The sequence below is a fragment of the Pseudomonas sp. Eqa60 genome, assembly GCF_018326405.1.
Lineage (GTDB): Bacteria > Pseudomonadota > Gammaproteobacteria > Pseudomonadales > Pseudomonadaceae > Aquipseudomonas > Aquipseudomonas protegens.
The window spans coordinates 2,452,434-2,473,275 of record NZ_AP024342.1 but is presented as its reverse complement, the minus strand read 5'-3'; the positions used below and the strand labels follow the sequence as shown (position 1 = coordinate 2,473,275).

Annotated in this window: 14 protein-coding genes; 5 read left to right on the top strand and 9 right to left on the bottom strand. The window is 67.3% G+C overall.

Annotated features, from left to right (window positions below):
* Window positions 1-317: 317 nt before the first annotated feature.
* Complete coding sequence (gene ofaA, locus KI242_RS11400) at window positions 318-6,653, bottom strand: orfamide A non-ribosomal peptide synthetase OfaA (RefSeq protein WP_212806372.1); 6,336 nt, start codon at window positions 6,651-6,653, stop codon at window positions 318-320.
* Between the two features lie 624 nt (window positions 6,654-7,277).
* Between ofaA and KI242_RS11395 the strand changes: the two genes are divergently transcribed.
* Complete coding sequence (locus KI242_RS11395) at window positions 7,278-8,078, top strand: helix-turn-helix transcriptional regulator (RefSeq protein WP_011060444.1); 801 nt, start codon at window positions 7,278-7,280, stop codon at window positions 8,076-8,078.
* A 59-nt stretch (window positions 8,079-8,137) separates the two neighbouring features.
* Window positions 8,138-9,568 carry an efflux transporter outer membrane subunit gene (locus KI242_RS11390; RefSeq protein ID WP_015634931.1) on the top strand — a complete coding sequence of 477 codons (1,431 nt, stop codon included), beginning with the start codon at window positions 8,138-8,140 and terminating at the stop codon, window positions 9,566-9,568.
* A 356-nt stretch (window positions 9,569-9,924) separates the two neighbouring features.
* Here KI242_RS11390 and aepX read toward each other — a convergent pair whose 3' ends face one another.
* The 4 genes from aepX to KI242_RS11370 all read right to left on the bottom strand — a co-directional run bounded on the left by aepX (window position 9,925) and on the right by KI242_RS11370 (window position 14,504).
* A complete protein-coding gene (aepX, locus tag KI242_RS11385) occupies window positions 9,925-10,815 on the bottom strand; it encodes a phosphoenolpyruvate mutase (RefSeq protein ID WP_011060442.1) in 891 nt (296 codons plus the stop codon).
* Window positions 10,816-10,857: 42 nt separating this feature from the next.
* The gene (gene fumC, locus KI242_RS11380; RefSeq protein ID WP_161467372.1) at window positions 10,858-12,243 is read right to left on the bottom strand and encodes a class II fumarate hydratase; all 1,386 of its coding nucleotides are present in this window, start codon (window positions 12,241-12,243) and stop codon (window positions 10,858-10,860) included.
* Between the two features lie 81 nt (window positions 12,244-12,324).
* The gene (locus tag KI242_RS11375; RefSeq protein WP_015634930.1) at window positions 12,325-13,155 is read right to left on the bottom strand and encodes a hypothetical protein; all 831 of its coding nucleotides are present in this window, start codon (window positions 13,153-13,155) and stop codon (window positions 12,325-12,327) included.
* A gap of 119 nt (window positions 13,156-13,274) precedes the next feature.
* On the bottom strand, window positions 13,275-14,504 hold the full coding sequence (locus KI242_RS11370; protein WP_212806154.1) for a pyridoxal phosphate-dependent aminotransferase: 1,230 nt from the start codon (window positions 14,502-14,504) through the stop codon (window positions 13,275-13,277).
* 166 nt (window positions 14,505-14,670) lie between these two features.
* On the opposite strand from KI242_RS11370, the gene KI242_RS31745 reads away from it, so the two are divergent.
* Both KI242_RS31745 and KI242_RS31740 read left to right on the top strand, forming a co-directional pair.
* Window positions 14,671-15,159, top strand: coding sequence for a LysR family transcriptional regulator (locus KI242_RS31745; protein WP_244868184.1), 489 nt, complete (start codon window positions 14,671-14,673; stop codon window positions 15,157-15,159).
* On the top strand, window positions 15,156-15,605 hold the full coding sequence (locus KI242_RS31740) for a LysR family substrate-binding domain-containing protein (protein WP_244868183.1): 450 nt from the start codon (window positions 15,156-15,158) through the stop codon (window positions 15,603-15,605). Before KI242_RS31745 ends, KI242_RS31740 begins: the two co-directional genes overlap by 4 nt.
* A gap of 71 nt (window positions 15,606-15,676) precedes the next feature.
* On the opposite strand, the gene KI242_RS11360 is transcribed toward KI242_RS31740, so the two are convergent.
* The 3 genes from KI242_RS11360 to KI242_RS11350 form a co-directional block, all read right to left on the bottom strand.
* A complete protein-coding gene (locus KI242_RS11360; protein WP_011060437.1) occupies window positions 15,677-16,912 on the bottom strand; it encodes an MFS transporter in 1,236 nt (411 codons plus the stop codon).
* Between the two features lie 102 nt (window positions 16,913-17,014).
* The gene (locus KI242_RS11355; RefSeq protein WP_011060436.1) at window positions 17,015-17,839 is read right to left on the bottom strand and encodes a hypothetical protein; all 825 of its coding nucleotides are present in this window, start codon (window positions 17,837-17,839) and stop codon (window positions 17,015-17,017) included.
* A gap of 2 nt (window positions 17,840-17,841) precedes the next feature.
* Window positions 17,842-19,068, bottom strand: coding sequence for an MFS transporter (locus KI242_RS11350; RefSeq protein ID WP_011060435.1), 1,227 nt, complete (start codon window positions 19,066-19,068; stop codon window positions 17,842-17,844).
* A 95-nt stretch (window positions 19,069-19,163) separates the two neighbouring features.
* On the opposite strand from KI242_RS11350, the gene KI242_RS11345 reads away from it, so the two are divergent.
* Window positions 19,164-20,081, top strand: a complete 918-nt coding sequence (locus KI242_RS11345) for a LysR family transcriptional regulator (protein WP_011060434.1) — start codon at window positions 19,164-19,166, stop codon at window positions 20,079-20,081.
* Here the strand turns inward: KI242_RS11345 and KI242_RS11340 are convergent, their stop codons facing one another.
* Window positions 20,082-20,780: a pentapeptide repeat-containing protein gene (locus KI242_RS11340; RefSeq protein ID WP_072444810.1), complete on the bottom strand. Its 699-nt coding sequence runs from the start codon at window positions 20,778-20,780 to the stop codon at window positions 20,082-20,084.
* Window positions 20,781-20,842 lie beyond the last annotated feature (62 nt).

Here is a 20,842-nt window from a genome sequence, read left to right as displayed (position 1 = left end):
CTTGTAACCTGCCTGAGAATTCGGAAACGGTTGAAGAGAACGTCCTTGTTTCAGATGCAACCTTTCACCGGCGCCCCGCTGCCCGGACGGGCGACAAGCGCCGCTGCCAGGCACCGCGCGGGGCTGTCGCGCCGTTGCGCAAAAAGCACCAGGGACAGTGAGCCCGCCAGGCTTGCTGGCAGCTCGCAGACGCTAAAACATCCGCCGCAGCGGGGCTGACATGGGAAGCCGGGACAAGGCGCGGGGCCTGTCCCGCTGAGGTACCACGGCCCGCGCCGGCCCTGGGGCCGGCGCGGGGAAAAGCACTTGCAGCGGCCTCAGAGACGCCGCTGGCGCTTGAGCTGGGGGATGGTGGTGGCGGGGATTTCCAGGCGCTGCAACTGGCCCAGGGTATGGGCCGCCAGCGCGGCCAGGGTCGGCTGGCTGAACAACAGGCGGGCATCGGCGTGCAGGCCTTCCTGGCGCATCCGCGCCACCAGGCTGACCGCCAGCAGGGAATGCCCGCCCAGTTCGAAGAAGTGGTCGTGGCGCCCTACCCGCTCCACTTGCAGCACCTCGGCCCAGAGCCGCGCCAGGGTGGTTTCAAGCGGCCCCTGGGGCGGCTCGAAATCGCGGCTCAGCACCGCTTCCAGGCCCGGCTCTGGCAGTGCATCGCGCGCCAGCTTGCCGTTGGCGCTCAGGGGCAGCGCCGCCAGTTGCACATAGGCTGCCGGCACCATGTACTCCGGCAGACGCTCCAGGACATGGGCCCGCAGCGCCTCGATCCCCGGCGCCGCCACCCCGGGGTGCAGGCTGAAATAGGCCACCAGGCGCTCGCCACGCATCAGCACCGCCACCTCGCGCAGGGCCGGGTGGCTGGCCAGCCGCGCCTCGATTTCCCCCAGCTCCAGGCGCAGCCCCCGCAGCTTGACCTGGAAGTCGTTGCGCCCGAGGAACTCCAGGTCGCCGTCAGCGTTGTAGCGCACCCGGTCACCGCTGCGGTACAGCCGGTCGCCGGCGACGAAGGGGCTGTCGATAAAGCGCTCGGCCTGCAACTGCGGCAAGCCCAGGTAACCCCGGGCAACCCCGACCCCGCCAATGTGCAGCTGGCCGCTGACGCCCTGGGGCACCGGCTGGTCATGGGCATCCAGCACATACAGCCGGGTGTTGGTGATGGCCTTGCCGATCGGCAGTTGTACCGGTGGCACCGCTGCCCCTGGCTCCAGGGTCCAGGCGCTGCTGTCCACGGTGGCCTCGGTGGGGCCGTAGACGTTGTGCAAACGGGCCCCGGGCAGGCGCTGGCGGAACAGCCGGGCAATCGCCTCGGTCAGCTCGCCGCCGCCGCAGAACACATCGGTCAGGCTGTGGCACTGACCGGCCTCTTCCAGCTGCAGAAATTGCAGGAGCATGGCCGGCACGAACTTGATCATGCTCACCTGCTCCTCGCGCACCAATTGCGCCAGATACAACGGATCGCGCTGGCCGTCGGGCCGCGCCAGCAACAGGCGCATGCCTGTGACCAGGGGCCAGAACAGCTCCCAGACCGAGCCGTCGAAACTGAACGGTGCCTTTTGCAGCAGGGTGCCCCGGGCCCGCTCGCCACACAGCTGCGAACTCCAGTGCATCAGGTTGCCCAGGCCGCGGTGCTCCACCATCACCCCCTTGGGTGTACCGGTGGAACCCGAGGTGTAGATCACGTAGGCCAGGTGCGAAACCGTCAGCCCTGCCACCACGGGATCATGCTGCGGCGCCTGCTCCCAGGTACTGCGGTCGAAGTCGATCAGCGACAGGGGCAGCGGGCCCAGCAGCTCGCGGGTCGGCTGGTGCACCAGCACCGCCAGTGGCTGGCTGTCCTGCACCAGGTAGCGCAGGCGCTCCAGCGGGTAGTCCGGGTCCAGGGGCACATAGGCACCGCCGGCCTTGAGGATGCCCAACAGGCCGATCAGCAGTTCCGGGCTGCGCTGCACGCAGAGCCCGACTCGCACATCCGGCCCCACACCCTGCTCGCGCAGGTAATGGGCCAACTGGTTGGCGCGCTGGTTGAGCTGCCGGTAGCTCAGTTGCCGCGCGCCGGCCTGCAGTGCAATGGCCTCGGGCGTGCGTCGCACCTGGGCCTCGAACAGGGCATGCAGGGTCAGCTCCCGCGGGTATTGCGAACGGGTGGCATTGAGCGTTTGCAGCAGGTAGCGCGACTCCACCGGCGGCAGGATCGACAGGCTGTGCAACGGCGTCTGCGGCGCCTGTTCCAGGGCCAGCACCAGTGCTTCGAGAGCGGTGCTCAGGTAGCCCAGCAGGCGTTGCGCGCCGATCCGCCGCGGGGCCCGGCAGCCCAGGCGGAAACCCGGCTCCAGGTCGTCCACCGCCAGCATCAGCGGGTAGCTGAGCACCTCTTCGCTGCTCAGCAACTCGACCCCAGGCAAACCCTGCAACAGGTCGCCGCCGAGGTTGTGGCGATAGTTGAGCAAGGCATTGAACAGCGGGGTCGGCGCCGCCACCGCGCTGCAGCGCTGGGCCAGGGACAGCGGCGCCTGCTCGTGGGCGAGCAAGGCACTGAGGCGCTGCTGGGCCTGGCCCAGCCCCTCGGCCACCGTCAGCCCCGCCAGCTCCAGGCGCAGTGGCAAGGTGTTGATGAACATGCCCAGGGCCCGGTCAGCCCCCGCCCCGGCTTGCAGGCGGCCCAGCAATACACTGCCGAAGAGCACGTCCTCACGGCCGCTGGTACGCCCCAGTACCAGGGCCCAGGCCAGGTGAAACAGGCTGGCGGCGCTGACCCCGAGCTGGCGCACCTGGGTTCGCAGGCGCTGGCCAAGCTCGGCTTCCAGCAGGCCGCTGGCGTGTTGCAGGTCCAGTTGTTCCCCGGGCCGTTCCTGTAGTTCGAAGGCCAGGGTCGGCTCGTCCACCGTGCCCAGGCCGGCCTCGAAGAACGCCTTGTGGGCGGCCTGCCCCTGGCGCGTGCGAGCCACGTAGTCACGGTAGGCATAGGCCGGCGCCAGGCTGGCTTGCCGGCCTTGCACATGGGCGGCGATTTCCGCCAGCAGCACCGCGGTGCTGGTGGCGTCGTTGACCAGGTGATGGAAGCGCAGCAGGCCGATCCACCGCCCATTGGCCCGGTCCTCGGCCCAGGCCAGGGCCAGCATCGGCGCCTGGCGGATATCCAGCGGGTTGTGCTGCGGGTCGAAGTGCTCGCGCAGGCGCTCCGCTACATGGCCGCCGGGCCCGGCCTGCCACTCTTGCACCGTCAGCCGGGCCTGGCGCCAGACCACCTGCAGCGGCTGCTCCAGCACGTCCCAGACCAGGCTGGTGCGCAGGATGTCGTGGCGCACGATCACTGCCTGCAGCGCCAGGGCGAAGGCGTCCAGGTCCTCGCGCCGGGCGAAGGCGAACAGCGCGTGCTGCTGGTAGGGATCGCGGGCGGCGGTCATGTGGTGATAGAGCAGGCCCTCCTGCAACGGCGCCAGGGGGTAGATGTCCTGCACATTGGCAGCGCCGCCGGGGATGCAGGCCACCACCCGGTCGATGCTGTCCTGGTCCAGCTCCACCAAGGGCAGCATCGCCGGGGTGATGCGCTGGCAGTCGGGCGGAATGCGGTTGGCCGGGACCTCGACGACCTGCCCGGTGCTCACCGCCGCAGCGAGACTGGCCAGGGTCGGCTGGCCGAACAGCACCCGCACATCGGCCTGCAGGCCGGCCTGGGCCATGCGCTGGATCAGTTGCAGGGCCAGCAGCGAATGCCCGCCCAGTTCGAAGAAGTGATCGTGGCGGCCCACCTGCTCCACCTGCAGCAGCTCGCTCCAGAGCCCGGCCAGGGTGATTTCCAGCGGGCCCTGGGGCGCCTCGTAGGCGCGGCTGATCAGGTCCTCGGGCCCCGGCGCCGGCAGCGCCCGGCGGTCCAGCTTGCCGTTGCCGGTCAGCGGCCAGGCGTCGAGCGGTACGTAGGCCATGGGCAACATGTACTCCGGCAACTGCTGGCGCAGAAATTCCCGCAGTTGCAGGGCCGTGACCGCCTGGCGCGGAATGAACCAGGCCAGCAACTGGCCGTCCCGGGCCTGGACCAGCGCCTCGCGCACTGCCGGGTGATCCCCCAGGCGGGTCTCGATTTCCCCCAGCTCGATGCGCAGGCCGCGGATCTTCACCTGATCGTCGTTGCGCCCCAGGTATTCCAGGCTGCCGTCCTCCCGCCAGCGAGCCAGGTCGCCGCTGCGGTACATGCGCGCGCCGGGGCGGTCGCTGAAGGGGTCCGCAAGGAAGCGTCCGGCATTCATCCCATCGCGGTTGAGGTAACCCCGGGCCACCCCGCCACCGCCCACATAGAGCTCGCCGGGCACGCCGATGGGTAGCAGTTGCTGCTGTTCATCCAGCAGGTAGATCCGGGTATTGGCGATGGGCCGGCCGATATGCAGGGCCTGCCCGGCCTCGATGGCACCGGAAGTGGCGACCACCGTGGCCTCGGTGGGGCCGTAGTTGTTGATCACGGCAAACCCGGGGTCAGCAGGCAACTGGCGCAGGCGGTCGCCGCCGATCAGCAAGGTGCGCAGGGTCGGGTGGCCCAGTTGCTGGCTGAGGGCGTACTCGGCCACCGGGGTCGGCAGAAAGCTCACCTCCAGCGGCTGGGCGCGCCACCAGGCCAGCAGGCGGTCCAGCTCCTCGGGGCCGTCGCTGACCGGCGCCAGGTGCAGGGTCGCCCCGGCGCACAGGGCCGGCCAGACTTCCCAGGCCATGGCATCGAAGCCGAAACCGGCAAGGCATGAGGTGTGGCTGCCAGCCTGGAGGTCGAAAGCCCGGCCATGCCAGTCCACCAGGTTCGACAGGCTCTGGTGCTCCACCATCACGCCCTTGGGCTGGCCGGTGGAGCCGGAGGTGTAGATCACGTAGGCCAGGTGCTCCGCGGTCAGCCCGGCGGCCTCGGCAATCTCGCCCGGGCCGTCCAGCCACTGGCCGTTGTCGAGGTCGATCAGCGGCACGTTCAGCGTCGGCAGGCACTGGCGCAGGGCGCCCTGGGTCAACACCGCCCGCGGTGCGCTGTCGTGCAGCAGGAAGGCCAGGCGCTCAGCCGGATGGGCCGGGTCCAGGGGCACATAGCCCGCGCCGGCCTTGAGAATCGCCAGCAGCCCCACCAGGGTTTCCGGGCTGCGCCGGGCGACAATGGCCACCCGCGCATCCGGCCCCACTCCGAGCTCGCGCAGGTGCAGGGCCAGGGCGTTGGCCCGGCGGTCGAGCTGTTCATAGCTGAGAGCCTGGCCCTGGGCGACCAGGGCAATGGCCTGGGGCGTGCGCCGGGCCCAGGCTGCGACCCGGGCGTGAATCCGCTGTTCGGCGGCGGCTGGCTGTTCGTTGGCGCTCCAGGCCTGCAAGCGGCGCAGCTCGGCGGCAGGCAGCAGGGAGAAGCGGGCCACCGGCAGTTGCACATTGTCCAGCCCCTGCTCCAGCACATGCAGCAGGCGCGCGGCCAGGGCCTCGATTTCCTCGGGCTGGAAATACGCCGAGTCGTAGACGTAGTGCATCCAGGCGCTGTCATCGAAGCTGTTGCTGCGCAGGTGGATGGCCAGGGGCGTGGGCTCGTGGCGGTTGGAGACTTTCACCGACGAGGCCGCCGCCTCGCCGTAGCGGTAGTCCAGGTCTTCCAGTTCGTAGGACAGCGACAGCTCGAACAGCTGCGCGCGGTCTTCACGCAGCAGGCCGAGGGCGCGATTGAGTTCGCTCAGGGGAAAGCGCTGATGGCGGAAGTCCTGTTTCAGTACATCGCGCACCGCCCCCACCAGGGCCTCGAAACTCAGTTCGCGGCCGAAGTCCATGCGCACCGCGCTGACCTGGGTGAAGGAACCCAGGGTCACCTTGAAGGCCGCATTGGGGCGGTTCAGCACCGGCATGCCCAGGACCCATTCGTCCCGTTGCAGGGTGCGGGTGAAGTACACATGCAGCGCCGCCAGCAGCACATGAAAGGCCGAGGCCCCGGTGCTCTTGCCCAGGGCCTTCATGCGTTCGTGCAAGGCCGCGGGGAACGCCTGGACCAGGGTCGCCCCCGGGGTCGCGGCGTCGGCGGCGGGCCGGTAGCGCGGGCGCAGCACCGGCTCCGGCAGGCTCTGGTACTTGTCCAGCCAGTAGTCGCGGTCCCGGGCATAGCGGCTGGACTGGTGGTAGCGGGCGTCGTCCTCGATGAAGTCGACAAAGGACGGCGCCGTGGCCTGGGGCTCCTCGCCGCTGGCCAGGGCGCTGTAGAGCCCGCCCAGGGACTGGGACAGCTGGGCGAACCCCCAGCCGTCGAGGATCAGGTGATGGGCCTCGACTTCCATCAGGTGATGCTCGGGGCCCACCCGGAACAGCGAGAAGCGGCACAGCCGTTCGCCGTCGAGCTTGAACGCCTGCTGCATCTGCCGGCGGATCTGCGCCTGGGCCGCCGCCAGCGGATCGGCCGCCGCGGACAGGTCATGGAACACCAGCTCCACCGGCCACTGCCGGTCGAAGTGCTGCAAGGGCAGGCCGTCGACGCTGCCCTCCAGGGACAGCACCGTGCGCAGCACGTCGTGCTTGTCCACCAGCAGCTCCACGGTGCGCTGCATCAGCTCGGGCCGGAACGGCCCCTTGAGCACGGCATAACCGCCGATGTTGTACAGCGGCGAGTCGCCCCGGCTCAGTTGGTCGAGCCAGATATCGCGCTGCCCGGCGGTCAGCGGCAGGCCCCGGCCTGTACCGGACCGGCGTTCATGCGCGCCCCCGGGCGGGGTGCCCGGCCCATGGCGGGCAGTGGCTGGCTGGGGTGACTGGCGCGACGAAAGCGCCCACGGCTGCGGCGGAAAAATGCGTCATAAGATCCTTCTCATGTGATGGGCCCGGGCACCGGCGTCCGCGGATTTAAGCATCGGCCCCAGGGCCTGTATGTCACCCGAAACCCGGACAGTTCCGGCCCCGGTCGGCCACCTCGGGCAGCACCGCGCCGGGCTGTTGCAGCAGCTCTGCTGATCAGCTGAATCGGCTGTAGGAAATTGGCTACGCGTGAACGACGCTCATGGCCTGGCGGAGGGCTTTTGCGTTCCACCGCAGGCTTGCCCCTCGGGCAACCTTGACGCCGGGAAACACCCCGCCGGCGGGCGCGACGGGACCGTCGCAAGGGCTTGACCCAGAGCCTTGGCGAGGCCCTGGCAGGGCCATGATGTCCCGGTTTCCCCCTACAGACGCCAGGCAAAGCCATAGGCTTAAATCAACGCCCGGGAACTGGATCAGGTTCATCGGGAATCTGCCACGGCATGCCGCGGCAAGCGCGCGTCGATCAGCGATTTGTCTCGATCAAGGATGATAAGGATATGAGTCTGACCAGCAGTATTGCGAACCTGGAAACCCCGCACTTCTACTTCGAACTGGGGCAGTTGATTTCCAGCTCCGGCCACCCGCAGTTCGCCAGCGAAATGCTGCAACTGGTGGACAAGCTGGTGCCACTGACCCAACTGGTACTCAGCGAATGGACCCTGGACGAACGCCAGGCCAGCCCCCTGGCCATTACCCTGCTGGGCCGCGCCGGGCTGCACAAGGACCTGCCACTGCCGGAGCCGCCGCGACGCCATGACCCGCTGCTGCAGCAGATGCTGGAAATGGACGACTCGCTGCTGATTCAAATGAATGCCCAGGCCCGCAGCGGCCCTTCCCGCACCACCGCGCACCAATGCCACCTGGTCTCGCGCAAAGCCAATCGCCGCTGTGTCATCGCCCTCTACCGGGCTCCCGACCAGGGCGGCTTTTCCCTGTCCGAACTGTCGTTTCTCAAGAGCCTGTCGCAGACCCTGCTGCCGTTGCTGGAACGCCACGCCCAGCTGCACCGGCAACAGGCCCTGAAGAACCTGCGCAGCTGGAGTGCCAAGCCCGCCGATGCCTTGCAGCAGACACCGCTGCAACGGGAGTTCGATGAGCGCCTGTCCCTGGGTGACATCACCCTCTCGGCGCGGGAAAAGGAAGTCTGCCTGGGGTTGCTGACCGGCGGCACCGTGCCGGAAATGGCCCAGCGCCTGAGCGTCAAGAACAGCTCGGTGGAAACCTACCTCAAGCGCGCCGCCGCCAAGCTCGGGGTCAGCGGCCGTCACGGGCTGGCCAAGTGGATGGTCGGCGCCTGAAACCGCCCGCACGCCCCTGGCTGTCCGCCATCAGGATGTGCTTGTCACGAGGCTGATCAATGCGTAACTCCCCACTGACCCTGGCGGCCCTGGCCCTGGCCCTCGGCGGCTGCTCCCTGGCCCCGGACTACCAGCGCCCGACCGCTCCCGTGGCGCCCCAGTACCCACAGGGCGCAGCCTTCGCCCCCGCTGCCGGCAACCCGGGGGCCGACTGGCAGGGACTGTTCCAGGACCCGTTGCTGCAGCAATTGATTCACAGCGCCCTGCAGAACAACCGCGACCTGCGAGTGGCGGCGCTGAATGTCGCGGCCTACCAGGCCCAGTACCGCATCCAGCGTGCCGACCTGTTCCCGGCGGTGAGCGCCGGCGCCTCGGGCAAGCGCCAGCGCCTGCCGGAACAGATGACCGGCAGCAAGGCACTGATCAGCTCCAGCTACTCCGCCAACCTGGGCATCAGTGCCTATGAGCTGGACTTCTTCGGGCGCATCCGCAGCCTCAGCCAGCAGGCGCTGATGACCTATCTGTCCAGCGAAGAGGCACGGCGCAGCGCGCAGTTGAGCCTGGTGGCCAATGTCGCCACGGCCTACCTGAGCTGGTGTGCCGACCAGGAGCTGCTGGAGCTGACCCGCAAGACCCTGGCCGCGGACGAACAGAGCCTGCGCCTGACCGCCCGCAATGGCAGCGCCGGCAAGATCTCGGCCCTGGACGTGGCCCAGGCCCGCACCAGCGTCGACAGTGCCCGCGCCAGCCTGGCCCGCTACCAGCGCCAGGTGGCCCAGGACCTGAACAACCTGACGCTGCTGGTGGGGGCACCGCTGCCCGACGCCCTGCCCCGGCGCGGGCTGGCCGAGGGCATGCTGGCCCAGGTGCCCGCGGGCCTGCCCTCGGACCTGCTGCAGCGGCGCCCGGACATTCTCCAGGCCGAGTACCAGTTGCAGGCCGCCAACGCCAATATAGGCGCGGCCCGTGCAGCGTTCTTCCCCAGCGTCAGCCTGACCGCCAACGCCGGCAGCGCCAGCAAGGAGCTGTCCGGGCTGTTCAAGGGCGGTGCCGGGGCCTGGACCTTCCAGCCGCAGATCAACCTGCCGATCTTCAATGCCGGCAGCCTGCGGGCCAGCCTGGATTACGCCCGGCTGCAGAAGGACATCAGCGTCGCCCAGTATGAAAAGGCCATCCAGACCGCCTTCCAGGAAGTCGCCGACGGCCTGGCCGCGCGCCAGACCTTCCAGCAGCAACTGAGTGCCCAGCACAGCCTGGTGCAGGCCAGCCAGGACTACTACAACCTGGCCGAGCACCGCTACCGCATCGGCGTCGACAGCAACCTGGTGTTCCTCGATGCCCAGCGCTCGCTGTTCAGCGCCCAGCAAGGGCTGATCAATGACCGCCTGGCGCAGTTGCTGGCCGAGGTAAATCTGTTCCGGGCCCTGGGTGGTGCCTGGGAGGATGGCGCGCAGGCACCGAGCCTGGCCCGCGCCCAGACCTTGCCCTGAGCCACTGGCGATCGCCGGGTATCAGGGGGCTGGCTGGGGCGATGAGAGGTTGGGGGGAAGCGGGGACCGGGGCCATGAGTGCCCCACGCTGTAGAACCAACCCGGTCAGCCTGGGCAGTAGGCGAAACATGGACCGGGCAGGCAGGTACAGCCGTGTTGCAGCCCGCCCTGACCAACCACCGCCATTCAGCGTGTTGCCTGTGGTAGCTGGCCGGGCGAACGGGGAGCGAGTCTAGACAGCGCCCCCCACAGCGTCTGTAGGAAAATTCTGAATTCAGAACGTTCCGAATCTCGGAGTGGAATCGGATAAAGCACGCCCGTTCCAGGGCCCTGCGAAGGGGGTTGGCCGCGAGTGCCTAACGGGTGCCCGGCACCAGGTCGAGGATCTCGTCGATGCCCAGGCACCGCGGCTCCACCTCCAAGGTCCGGCCATGCTCGAGAATCCCCACCGCCACATCACGCATGGCCATGTAGGCACTGCGCAGCATGTGGTTGGCGTAGATCACCGCGTTGAAGCCCGCCCCCTCCAGCTCGTCGAAACTCAAGTGAGCGTAGCTGGTGGGCACACAGATCAGCGGCACACGCGGGCAGTGGCGGCGGAACAACCGGGCGAACTCGAGGATCTCCAGGCCGTCCTTCTTGCGGCTGTGGATCATGATCCCGTCGGCGCCGGCCGCGACATAGGCCAGGCAGCGCTCGATGGCATCGTCCATGCCCTTGTCGAGGATCAGGCTTTCACAACGGGCGATGATCAGCAGATCCTCGTGGCTGCGGTTGGCGCAGCCCACGCGGATCTTTTCGCAGAACTCCTCGATGGAGTCCTGGAGCTGGCTCACCGCGTTGCCGAACAGCGAGTTCTTCTTCAGCCCGCACTTGTCCTCGATCACCACCGCCGAGACCCCGGCCCGGTCCAGCATCTTCACGTGGATGGCGAAGTGCTCGGCCTTGCCCCCGGTATCGCCGTCGAAAATCATTGGCAACGAACACACATCGAAGATCTCGCGGATGCCGTGCAAGCGGTTGCTCGGCGAGAGGATCTCGATGTCCGGCAGGCCCTTGTGGGTCGAGTCGGTAAGGGAGCTGGACCAGATGGCGTCGTAGACCAGGCTCGGTCCGCTGCCCCGCTCCAGCCTGGATTGCTCCGCCAGCAGAGCGGAGATCGGGCTGTGGGCTTCGAGCACGCGAAGGCAGCGCTTGCGGCGCAGCAACTGGCTCAGGTTGGTTCGGCGAATATCAGCTTCCTGCATGGGATTCACACGCCTCTTGTGGTTGGGGAACACCGGGTTCGCTCAGGGGTGGGTCATGTCCAGGGCCACCACGTAGCGGTCGAAATCCGCCGCCGAGACATAGCCCAGCTGCTGGGCCACGTCCCGCAGCGACTTGCCCTCGTGGTGGGCGGTCTTGGCGATGATCGCGGCCTTGTCATAGCCGATGTGGCGGTTGAGGGCGGTCACCAGCATCAGGTTCTTCTCGATATTGGCCTCGATGCGCGCCCGGTTCGGCTCGATGCCCACCGCGCAGTGGTCGTTGAAGGCCCGGCAGGACTCGGCCAGCAAGGTGATGCTTTCCAGCACGTTGTGCACCATCACCGGCTTGTAGACGTTGAGCTGGAAATTGCCCTGGCTGCCAGCGAAGGCCACGGTGGCATCGTTGCCGAAGACCTGGGTACAGACCATGGTCAGCGCCTCGCACTGGGTCGGGTTGACCTTGCCCGGCATGATCGAGGAGCCCGGCTCGTTCTCTGGAATGTCGATCTCGCCGATGCCGCAGCGCGGCCCGCTGGCCAGCCAGCGCACGTCGTTGGCGATCTTCATCAGGGCCATGGCCAGGGTGCGGATCGCCGCCGAGGTGTTGATCAGTGCGTCATGGGCCGACAGGGCGAAGAACTTGTTGGCGCAGGACTTGAACGGGTAGCCGGTGAGCTCGGCGATGACCCGGGCGCATTCGTCGCCGAACTGCGGATGGGAGTTGAGCCCGGTGCCCACCGCCGTGCCGCCGATGGCCAGGTCGTAGAGGCCGGTGAGGTTGTGCTGGATGGCCGCCAGGGCGTAGTCGATCTGCTCGACCCAGCCACCGATCTCCTGGCCCAGGGTGATGGGGGTGGCGTCCTGCAAGTGGGTGCGTCCGACCTTGACCACATCGCGGTACTGCTCGGCCTTCTCGAACAGCGTGTCGCGCAGCACCGAGACGCCCGGCAGCAGGGTTTCGAAGATCTCCGTCACCACCACCATGTACATCGCCGTGGGGAAGGTGTCGTTGGACGACTGGCCACGGTTGACGTGGTCGTTGGGGTGGATCGGCTTCTTGCTGCCCAGCTCGCCGCCGAGCATCTCGATGGCCCGGTTGGCGATCACTTCGTTGGCGTTCATGTTGGACTGGGTGCCGGAACCGGTCTGGAACACCACCAGCGGGAAATGCTCGTCCAGTTGCCCGCTGATCACCTCATCCGCCGCCTTGACGATGGGCAGCGCAATGGCTTCCGGCAGCTCGCCGAGCTTGAGGTTGGCCAGGGCCGCGGCCTTCTTCAGGATGCCCATGCTGCGGATCATCGGCGCCCCCCACTGGAAGCGTGCACGGCCAATGGGGAAGTTGTGGATGGAGCGTTCGGTCTGGGCTCCCCAGTACTTGTTGGACGGTACCGAAATGGAACCCATCGAGTCGGATTCAAGACGCATGTGGGTAGTTCTCCAATAAATGAATGAGGGTCCGGCCTGCGGTGCCGGGCAGGCGCCCTGCCCGGCCTGGTTGGCAGGCGCTTATTCCTTGAGTACGGAGGCCATCTTCTCCAGGTGCTGGCAGGCGCGCAGCACGTACTCATCGGACAGCGCTGCGATGCGCCGGTAGTTGACCTGCTGGCCGGTGGCCTGGGTGTAGAGCTTCAGGGCGTCGGTGGCGTGGCGGAAATGCCGGGCCTCGACGGCGCCGCAGTGAACGCTGAGGAAGCCGGCGATGCGGTTGGCTTCCCCGGCGGGGTAACCGCAGGATTCGCGCAGCCAGTTCTTCCACAGCGGTGTCATCAGGTTGTACTCGCCGGTGTTGAACAGCTCGGTCAGGGCCATCATCTCCAGGGCTTCCACCAGGTTCGGGGCCAGCGGGCGCTTCTCGCCGACCCAGGTGGAGAACTCCTTGGTGATGGGGTTCAGGTACTTGTCCTGCAGGCGCCAGTTGTCCGAGCCGCAGATGGCCGAGGCCATGCGGTGGTAGAGCTTGGAATGGTGGGGATGGCCGTGCATCTCGCCCAGGCCGACGTCCTCGACGATGATCTCGCCGCAGTGCCGGGCCGCCTCCAGCAGCTTGAGCTTGTTGTCATCACCGGGCAGGTCCTCGGACTCCTGCAGCAGCCGCACGATGATGCTGGACACCGCATGAGCCGCGCCATCCGGGCTGCGCCAGCCGCAGAAAAAGGTGCACAGCGAGTCCTCGGACCACTTGCGCGAGGTCATGCGCTGGTAGGTCAGGCAGTAGCCGTCCAGCTTGTCGGGGTGGTTTTCAAAGCCCGTCAGCAGGGCCTCCACCAGGTTGCGGTCCTCGACATCCACCAGGGCCTGGTGCACGTAGCCGATGAACTCCTTGCGGGAACTCTCCATGTTTTTCTCCTGTAATTGTTCTTCACTTCACGGACAACAAGATGAACGACGCCGGCCCGGGCCACGGCGGGCTCGGGAACGGGCTTGATCCCCTGGGGGCTGGGCTGCCGGGAGCCGCTTCAGTCGATGACGATCGCCGAGATGAACTGGGCGAAACGGCCCAGGCCCTCGATCAGTTCCTCATATTCCACGGCGTAGGAAATGCGGATGCAGTGGGGGTCGCCACAACCGGAGCCGGGCACCACCGCGATGTGCGCCTCGGTCAGCAGCAGGTCGGCCAGGTGATCCACATCGCGCACCGCTTCGCCCTGGTAGTAGCCGCCGAGCCGGGAAGAGACATCGATATACAGGTAGAAGGCGCCTTCCGGCGGCGCATAGCTCACCCCTTCCAGACGGTCGAGGTAGGTGCGTGCGGCGTGCAGCTGGCGTTGCAGGAACGGGTTGACCAGGTCGGCAAAGTGCGACGAATCGGCGTTCAGGGTATTGAGCGCGGCGTACTGGGACAGGCTGCTGGGGTTTGAGGTGGTGTGCCCCTGCAGGTTGTGCATGGCCGCGATCACCGGCGCCGGGGCGCAGGCGTAGCCGACCCGCCAGCCGGTCACCGCCTGGCTCTTGGAGAAGGAATCGATCAGCACCGTCTGCCCTTTCAATGCCGGGCACAGCGCCAGGATGTTGTGGTGCTCGTGGCCTTGGCGCACCAGGCCGCGATAGCACTCGTCAAACATCACCCACAGTTGCCGCTCCTGGGCCATCTGGGCGATGGCCAGCAGTTGCTCGCGTTCATAGACGGTGCCGGTGGGATTGTTGGGGGTGTTGATGACGATCATCCGGGTGCGCTCGGTGAGCGCGCCACGCACCGCGTCCACCGTCAGCCTGTAGTGGTCGGCGCGGGTCTGGACGCACACCGGAGTGGCGCCGGCCAGGCGGATCTGGGTGGGAAAGGTTTCCCAGTACGGAGTTGGCACTATCACCTCGTCCCCGGGGTTGAGCAGCACCATGCAGGCGTTGTAGAGCGCCTGCTTGGCCCCGGCGGTGACCGCCACTTCATTGGCGGCGAACGCAGCCCCGGTGCGCTGGCTGACCCGTTGCGCGAGCTTCTCGCGCAGGGCCGGCAGGCCGATGGGCGGGGTGTAGCGATTGCGCGCATTGGCGATGGCTTCGATGGCCCCGGCGCGCATGTCCTCGCAGGCATCGAAGGACAATTCGCCGGCGGCGAAATTGATCACCTTGATCCCGCTTTCCTTCAGGGCGTTGGCTTTGCTGCGCATGCTCGAGGTGCCTGGAGCACTGAGGCCCAGCGCACGCTGGGACAAGGAAAAACGGACGGCCGTGGCTTCGCTGCTTGTCATTTTTGTACCTGCGAAAACAATCGGAAAACAGAGTGAACCGAGCCTGTACCCATGCGCCTGCGGCAACTTGGAAAGCTGGTCTAGGCTGGTCGTCTTACATTCTGATGACAGTCGCAAATAGCGGCCAATACTGTTTGCGTCGTGATTGATACTGGAAAAACAAGAAATGCTAGAGCTCCGTCGTCTGCGTTATTTCGTCACCGTTGCCGATGAATTGCACTTCGGCCGCGCCGCCCTGCGCCTGCGGATCGCCCAACCGCCGCTGACCCGGCATATCGCCGCCCTGGAGGCGCGCCTGGGCATCCGCCTGTTCGAACGCTCGACCCGCACCGTGTGCCTGACCCCGGAGGGTGAACTGTTCCTGCAGCAGGCCCGGGGGGTGATCAGTGCCGTCGGCGAGGCCGAGGCCACCGCGCGCAAGATCGCCCATGGCGCCATCGGCCGTATCGTCATCGGCTATGCCAGCTCGATTCCCCTGTCCAACGCTTTCTCCGAGATGATCCGCAACACCAGCCGCAGCCTGCCGGAGGTGGAGCTGGCGTTTCGCGAGGTGTCCACCGCCAGCCAGCGCCAGCAGTTGATCGATGGCAGCCTGGATATCGGCTTTGGCTGGGGGCGCCCAACTTGCCGGCCCACGGTTTGCAGTCGCTGGTGAGTTCGCGCGATTCCCTGGTGGTGGCGGTGCCGTCGCGCAGCGCCTTCGCCGGCAGGAGCAGCCTGGGGTTTTGCGAACTGGCGGGGGAATCCTTCGTGACCTTTCCCAGCGCCTACGGATCGGCCCTGAACACCGCCCTGGAGGACCTCTGCGCCCACAGCGGGATCATCCCGCGCCTGGGGCCCACGGCGTCGCAGATGACCACCCTGGTGTCCCTGGTGGCGGCGGAGCGCGGGGTGGCCGTGGTGCCCGACTACACCGCGACCCTGCAGCGTCCCGGGGTGGTCTATGTGCCGCTGGCCGAGCCCTATGTGCTGGAACAGACGGTCAGTTGGCGCACGCCCCTGGGGTCGCGCTGCCTGGAGCGCTTCGTCGAACTGGCCAGGACCCTGGCAGCGCCGCTGCCGGCCCCTGCCGCGGGGCCCGAATGGCGCCTGCGCGGCTAGCGCTCCACCAGCAAGCAGCAGGCCCGGACAATCCCGCGCCGGGCCTGCGCTGTCAGGGCATTGGCGGGACCTCAGCCGGGGCTGGGCAAGGACCGGGCGTCGGCGTCCAGGCCACGCTGCACGTACCAGGACAGCGGCAGGGTCAGCAGCAGGGTCGCGGCCAGGGCCATCACCGCCAGGGGAATGCCGGTGACGTCGCCGAGGCTGCCGAACAGCACCGGCGCCAGTGCCCCGCCGCCGATGGTGCCGGTGTAGAACAGCGAGAACGCCTGCTCGCGCTTGCCCGCCCCCGCCAGGTCCGGCACCGCGCCATAGAGCACCGACGAGGTGCCGTTCAGCGCCAGCCCCAGCAGCGGCAGCATCACCATCAACCCCACATAGGGCAGGAATACCGCCAGCACGATCAGGCTGGCGGTGGTGAACTCGGTGATCCACACGGTCTTCATCATGCCGATACGCGCCCCGAGGTAACCGCACAGCAGCTTGCCGAAAGCGCCACCGACGAACAGCAGGGTCAGGGCCAGGCCGATACCGGCGGTGCCGGCGCCCTTGGCCTTGAGCAGGAACGGCAGGAAGGTCAGGAAACCCATGCGTACCGCACTGTCCAGGGTGCCGGTGAGGATCAGTGCCCGCAGGCCGCCGACCGAGCCCTGGCCCTTGACCGTCTTCGGCGCCTTTTCCTGCATGGCCAGGGTCGCCGCCCGGGACGGGATCAGCCACCACAGCGCCAGCGCAGCGGCCAGCCCCAGGAGGCCGATCAGGGTCACGCTGGCACGCCAGCTGATCACGGTCAGCAGCAGCCCCACCAACCCGGGAATCAGGGTCTTGCCGATGTCCCCGGCGAAGTTGTACTGGGACAGCGCTTCCTTGACCCCGCCGCCAGCCTCGTGGGTGTCGGTGATGATCGAGGACGCCAGCGGGTGCTGGGTACTGGCCCCCAGGCCGCCCAGCAGCAGCGCCAGGAGCAGCACCCCCAGCCCCCCGGCCTGCCCCGCCAGCAGGTAGGCCAGCCCGGCCAGGGCAGTGCCACCCACCAGCAGGCGCTCGCGCCCCCAGCGCTTGGCTCCACGGCTGGCCAGCAACTGGAAGCCGGCCATCATCCCGGAATAGGCGCCGCGCAGCAGGCCGATCTGGGCGTAGCTCATGGCGAACTGCGCCTGCCAGATCGGCAGCAGTACATAGATCACGTCAGTCAGGCCGTCATGCACCGCGTGGGCGCCGCAACCGGCCACCAGGGAACGGCGGCGCACCGACACATCGGACGCCGGCAATGCCTCCGGGGAGGCGTGATGTTTCAGGTCATTCATTGTCGAGGCAGGCTGCAAAATGAAAAGGAAGGGTCAATCAGCAACAGGATAGGCGAGCCTGGGTCAGCCACAAGCCCCGTTGCCGGGGCCGGGCCGGAGCCATCAACGCAACAGCTGGGCACAGTCGCGCATTACCCGAGCCTTGCGCTGCAGGTATTCGGCGAAGATTTCCCGCGCGGCCTGCGGGTCGACCCGCACCTGCATGGCATCGACGAACTCGTTGACCGCCGCCACCGCATGGGCGAAGTGATTGCTCTCGGTGCCGCCGGTGTGCACCGTGACCCAGGCCACGGTGGTGCGCGCCTTCTCTGCCGGCACCCCCATGTCGCGGACGAACCACTGCTTGTACAGCGGGTGGATGAACTCCACTTCGCCGTGGGTGTAGACCTCGTGGATCAGGGTGGTCAGCAGGCCCTGCAGCAGGTCGCGGTCACGCAGGCGGCGAAAATCCGTCCAGTCCTTGAAGCCCTGGGCCGAGGGCAGGCAGTTTTCCTTGAGCAGCCACTGGTCATCGCCGCAGATCGGCGTGGCCATGTTGTAGAACAGGTCCGAATGCAGGGTATTGCCCAGGGCGCCCAGGTCTTCATCGGTGATCCGCTGCAGGCTGCCGCAGGCCCGGTACAGGCCGTCGGCGGCTTCCGAGCCCTGCCCGGAGCGGGCCAGCAAGGTGATGCGGTTGGCCAGCCCGGACACACTGGTGGCGGAGTTGTTGGTCTTCGACCAGCTGGCGAAGAACTTGCGCAGCACCGCCGGCTCGTGGCGACGGGAGGTGAGCTTCTCGAAGGCATGCTCGATGTCCACCAGGGCGCCCTCTTCGCTCCAGAACGCCTCGAACAGCGCATGCTTCAAGACACTGGCCGGCATGTCGTTCAACACAGGTTCGACAATCTTCAGCAACTGGCTCTGCCGGGTCAGTACGTTATTCATGGTCACCTCACGTATTCCTTGTTGGATGATGAATCTATCGGGTTGGACGGTTCGCGAGCCGCGACCGGGGTTTGGGGTTCGAGGGGCTTCCAGCCGCCCCAGGCAATCAGCAGCGACAGCAGTTGGAACAGCACGATCAGCGCCACGCAGCCCTGCCAGCCCCAGTGGCTCCAGAGCAGGGCCGGGACCACGGCGCCAAAACTGCCGCCCAGGTAGTAGCAGGTCAGGTACAGGCCCACGGCGCCGGCCTTGTTGTGGCGGGCGGTGGCGGTGGTAAAGGAGTTGGCGGCGGCCTGGGCCAGGAACACCCCGGTGGAACTCAGGGCCAGGCCCAGCACGATCAGCCACAGCGACGGCAGCAGGGTCAGGGCCGAACCGCAGACCCCGAGCAACGCCGCGGCCACCAGCAGCTCGGCCTGGGGCCGCGACTTGCTCAGGCGCCCGGCGATGGGGATCACCACCAGGGCCAGCAGGAACACGCTGTAGATCGCGCCCAGGGCAGCAGCCCCCAGGTCGAACGGCGCCTGGCTCAGGTAGAGCCCGGCGTAGGTAAAGGTGGCCACTTGCGAGAACAGCACGCAGAAGCCCACGCCGTAGGCCGCCAGCAAGGGCCGCCGGCACAGCTCGCGCAGGGCGCTGAGGCCGCCGGATGCCCGGGGCGCGGTCAGGGGCGGGTTGGCCGGCAGCAGCAAATGAATGGCCACCCCGATCAGCAGGCTCAGGCCCGCGAGCAAGGCAAAGGCTTCGCGCCAGCCCACGTATTCGGTCATGAAACCGGTGACAAAACGCCCGGCAAAGCCGCCCAGCACGGTGCCGGCGACATACAGGCTGGTGACTTCGGTCACGGTGCCGCCGCTCCAGCGGTCGCCGATGTAGGCCACGCTGGTGGCGAACACCACCGGGATCAGCATGCCCTCCACCAGGCGCCAGACCAGCAGCTGGGTAAAACTGCCGGCATAGGCCGCCAGCCCCGCCGGCACCGCCAGCAACAGCGCGGCCACCACAATCACCCGGCGCTGATCGAAACGCCCGGTAAAGCGGCTGACAAAGGGCGCAGTGAGGGCCACCGCCAGGGTGGTGACGGTGATGCTCCAGCCGGCTTCCCGGATGCTCACCTGAAAGCTCTGGGCAAATTCCTGGAGAATGCCCTGGGTCGCATACAGGTTGAGAAATGCCGCACAACCACACAGAAACAGGGCGATGCGCGCACAATGCTGACGCGAATTCATGAAACCTCTCGTTTTATGACCAAAGGCCTTTATAAAATACGTCGCCAAGCCAAGACCAATACCGAATTCCGACCGATCAATACCCAGGGAACAGGATGCTCGATCTACGCAAGTTGCGTTATTTTCTGACGGTCGCCGAAGAGCTGCATTTTGGTCGCGCCGCCCTGCGCCTGCACCTGGCGCAACCGCCGCTGACCCGGCAGATTTCGGCCCTGGAAACCGAACTGGGGTTTCGCCTGTTCGACCGCACCAGCCGCACCGTGACCCTCACCGCCCAGGGCCGGCATTTCCTGCCGTACGCCCGGGCCGTGCTGGAACAGGTGGACCTGGCCCAGGTCATGGCCGGCAAGCTGGCTGCAGGTTGCGCCGGGCAACTGGCCCTGGGCTACGCCAGTTCCATCGCCCTCTCGGACCTGTTCAGCCAGGCGATCCAGGCCTTCGCCCAACGCTTCCCGGACGTGCAATTGACCCTGGTGGAAGGTGCTTCGGTCAGCCAGTGGTCGCAGATTGTCGACGGGCGCATCGACATCGGCATGAGCCGCATGCAACCGCCGAGCGAGCAGAGCGATATCCAGTCCCTGTCCCTGGGGGACGAACCGCTGGTGGCGGCGATCTCCAGCGACAGCCCCTTGGCCGCGCAGGCGCAAGTGACTCTGGCCGAGCTTAGCGAGCATCCGCTGATCCTGTTTCCCGCCGACTACGGCTCGGGGCTCAACGAAGCCATCGAACAACTCTACCGACGCAACGGCCTGCCATTGCGCCCGGGCCCCAGCGGCCGGCAGATCACCTCGATCATCGCCCTGGTCGCCGCCGGCCAGGGCATTGCCCTGGTGCCCCGCTGCACCCAGACCCTGGCGAAAAAAGGCGTGACTTACCGCCCCCTCGCCGACCCCAGCGCCACCGCCCAGTTGCTGGTACTGACCCGCAAGCAGGGCCGCAGCCAGTTGGTGGAAGCCTTCATGGGGGTGCTCGACGAGTTGCTGCAGGCCCAACCCGCAGCGGCCGGGCTCTAGTCAGAGCACGGTCAGGCCCAGCCCGGCCAGGAGCATGCCGGCCTGGCTGCGGGAAATGATCGCCCCCTTGAACAGCTTGGCATCCACCAGGCGCAGCCCATGCAGGCTGGCTTCACGCAGGTCGGCGTCATCGAAGCGGGCATTGTTGACCCGGGCCATGGACAGGCTGCCGCCGTCGACAAACACCGCCTTGCGAAAGTCGCAGTAGGTCAGGTCGGCTTCGCTGAAATCAATGTTGTGCAACTGCGACTTGTAGAACGAGATGCCCGAGAGCATGGCGCTGTTGAGCAGGCAGTCGGAAAAGCTCAGGCCCAGGGCCGACACGTCGCCGAAGTGGGCGCCGGTGAGCTTGCAGCCATCGAAGCTTGCATGGGCCACCTTGCTGCGCTGCCATTGCGTGTTGTTCAGGTCACAGCGTTCGAAACGGGCATCGGTAAGCACTGCAGAACGCAGGTTGGCCTGGCCGCCGCGGCAGCTGGTCCAGCGGGTATTGATCAGGTTGGCCGCGGTGAGATCGGCGCCGGTCAGCAGGCAGCGTTCGAACCAGGCGCCGGGCAGGCTGATGCGGGACAGGTCCTGGCCGCTCAGGTCCAGCCCTGCGCAGCGCAGCGGCAGCGGCTGCCCGGCAGCCAGCTCGGCCAGGGAGCGGTCCTGCAGCGCCTCGGCGTCGATAGTGAAGTAAGCGTCATGAGCCTGCATGCCCTCTCCCAAGACTGGATACGAAGGGCCGCATCTTCTGGGCGTCGGCCAGGGAGGTCAAT

Coding starts and splice junctions, on each gene's coding strand:
- KI242_RS11395 (WP_011060444.1), top strand. CDS start 7,278: ATGAGTCTGACCAGCAGTATTGCGAACCTGGAAACCCCGCACTTCTAC.
- KI242_RS11390 (WP_015634931.1), top strand. CDS start 8,138: ATGCGTAACTCCCCACTGACCCTGGCGGCCCTGGCCCTGGCCCTCGGC.
- aepX (WP_011060442.1), bottom strand. CDS start 10,815: ATGCAGGAAGCTGATATTCGCCGAACCAACCTGAGCCAGTTGCTGCGC.
- fumC (WP_161467372.1), bottom strand. CDS start 12,243: ATGCGTCTTGAATCCGACTCGATGGGTTCCATTTCGGTACCGTCCAAC.
- KI242_RS11375 (WP_015634930.1), bottom strand. CDS start 13,155: ATGGAGAGTTCCCGCAAGGAGTTCATCGGCTACGTGCACCAGGCCCTG.
- KI242_RS11370 (WP_212806154.1), bottom strand. CDS start 14,504: ATGACAAGCAGCGAAGCCACGGCCGTCCGTTTTTCCTTGTCCCAGCGT.
- KI242_RS31745 (WP_244868184.1), top strand. CDS start 14,671: ATGCTAGAGCTCCGTCGTCTGCGTTATTTCGTCACCGTTGCCGATGAA.
- KI242_RS11360 (WP_011060437.1), bottom strand. CDS start 16,912: ATGAATGACCTGAAACATCACGCCTCCCCGGAGGCATTGCCGGCGTCC.
- KI242_RS11355 (WP_011060436.1), bottom strand. CDS start 17,839: ATGAATAACGTACTGACCCGGCAGAGCCAGTTGCTGAAGATTGTCGAA.
- KI242_RS11350 (WP_011060435.1), bottom strand. CDS start 19,068: ATGAATTCGCGTCAGCATTGTGCGCGCATCGCCCTGTTTCTGTGTGGT.
- KI242_RS11345 (WP_011060434.1), top strand. CDS start 19,164: ATGCTCGATCTACGCAAGTTGCGTTATTTTCTGACGGTCGCCGAAGAG.
- KI242_RS11340 (WP_072444810.1), bottom strand. CDS start 20,780: ATGCAGGCTCATGACGCTTACTTCACTATCGACGCCGAGGCGCTGCAG.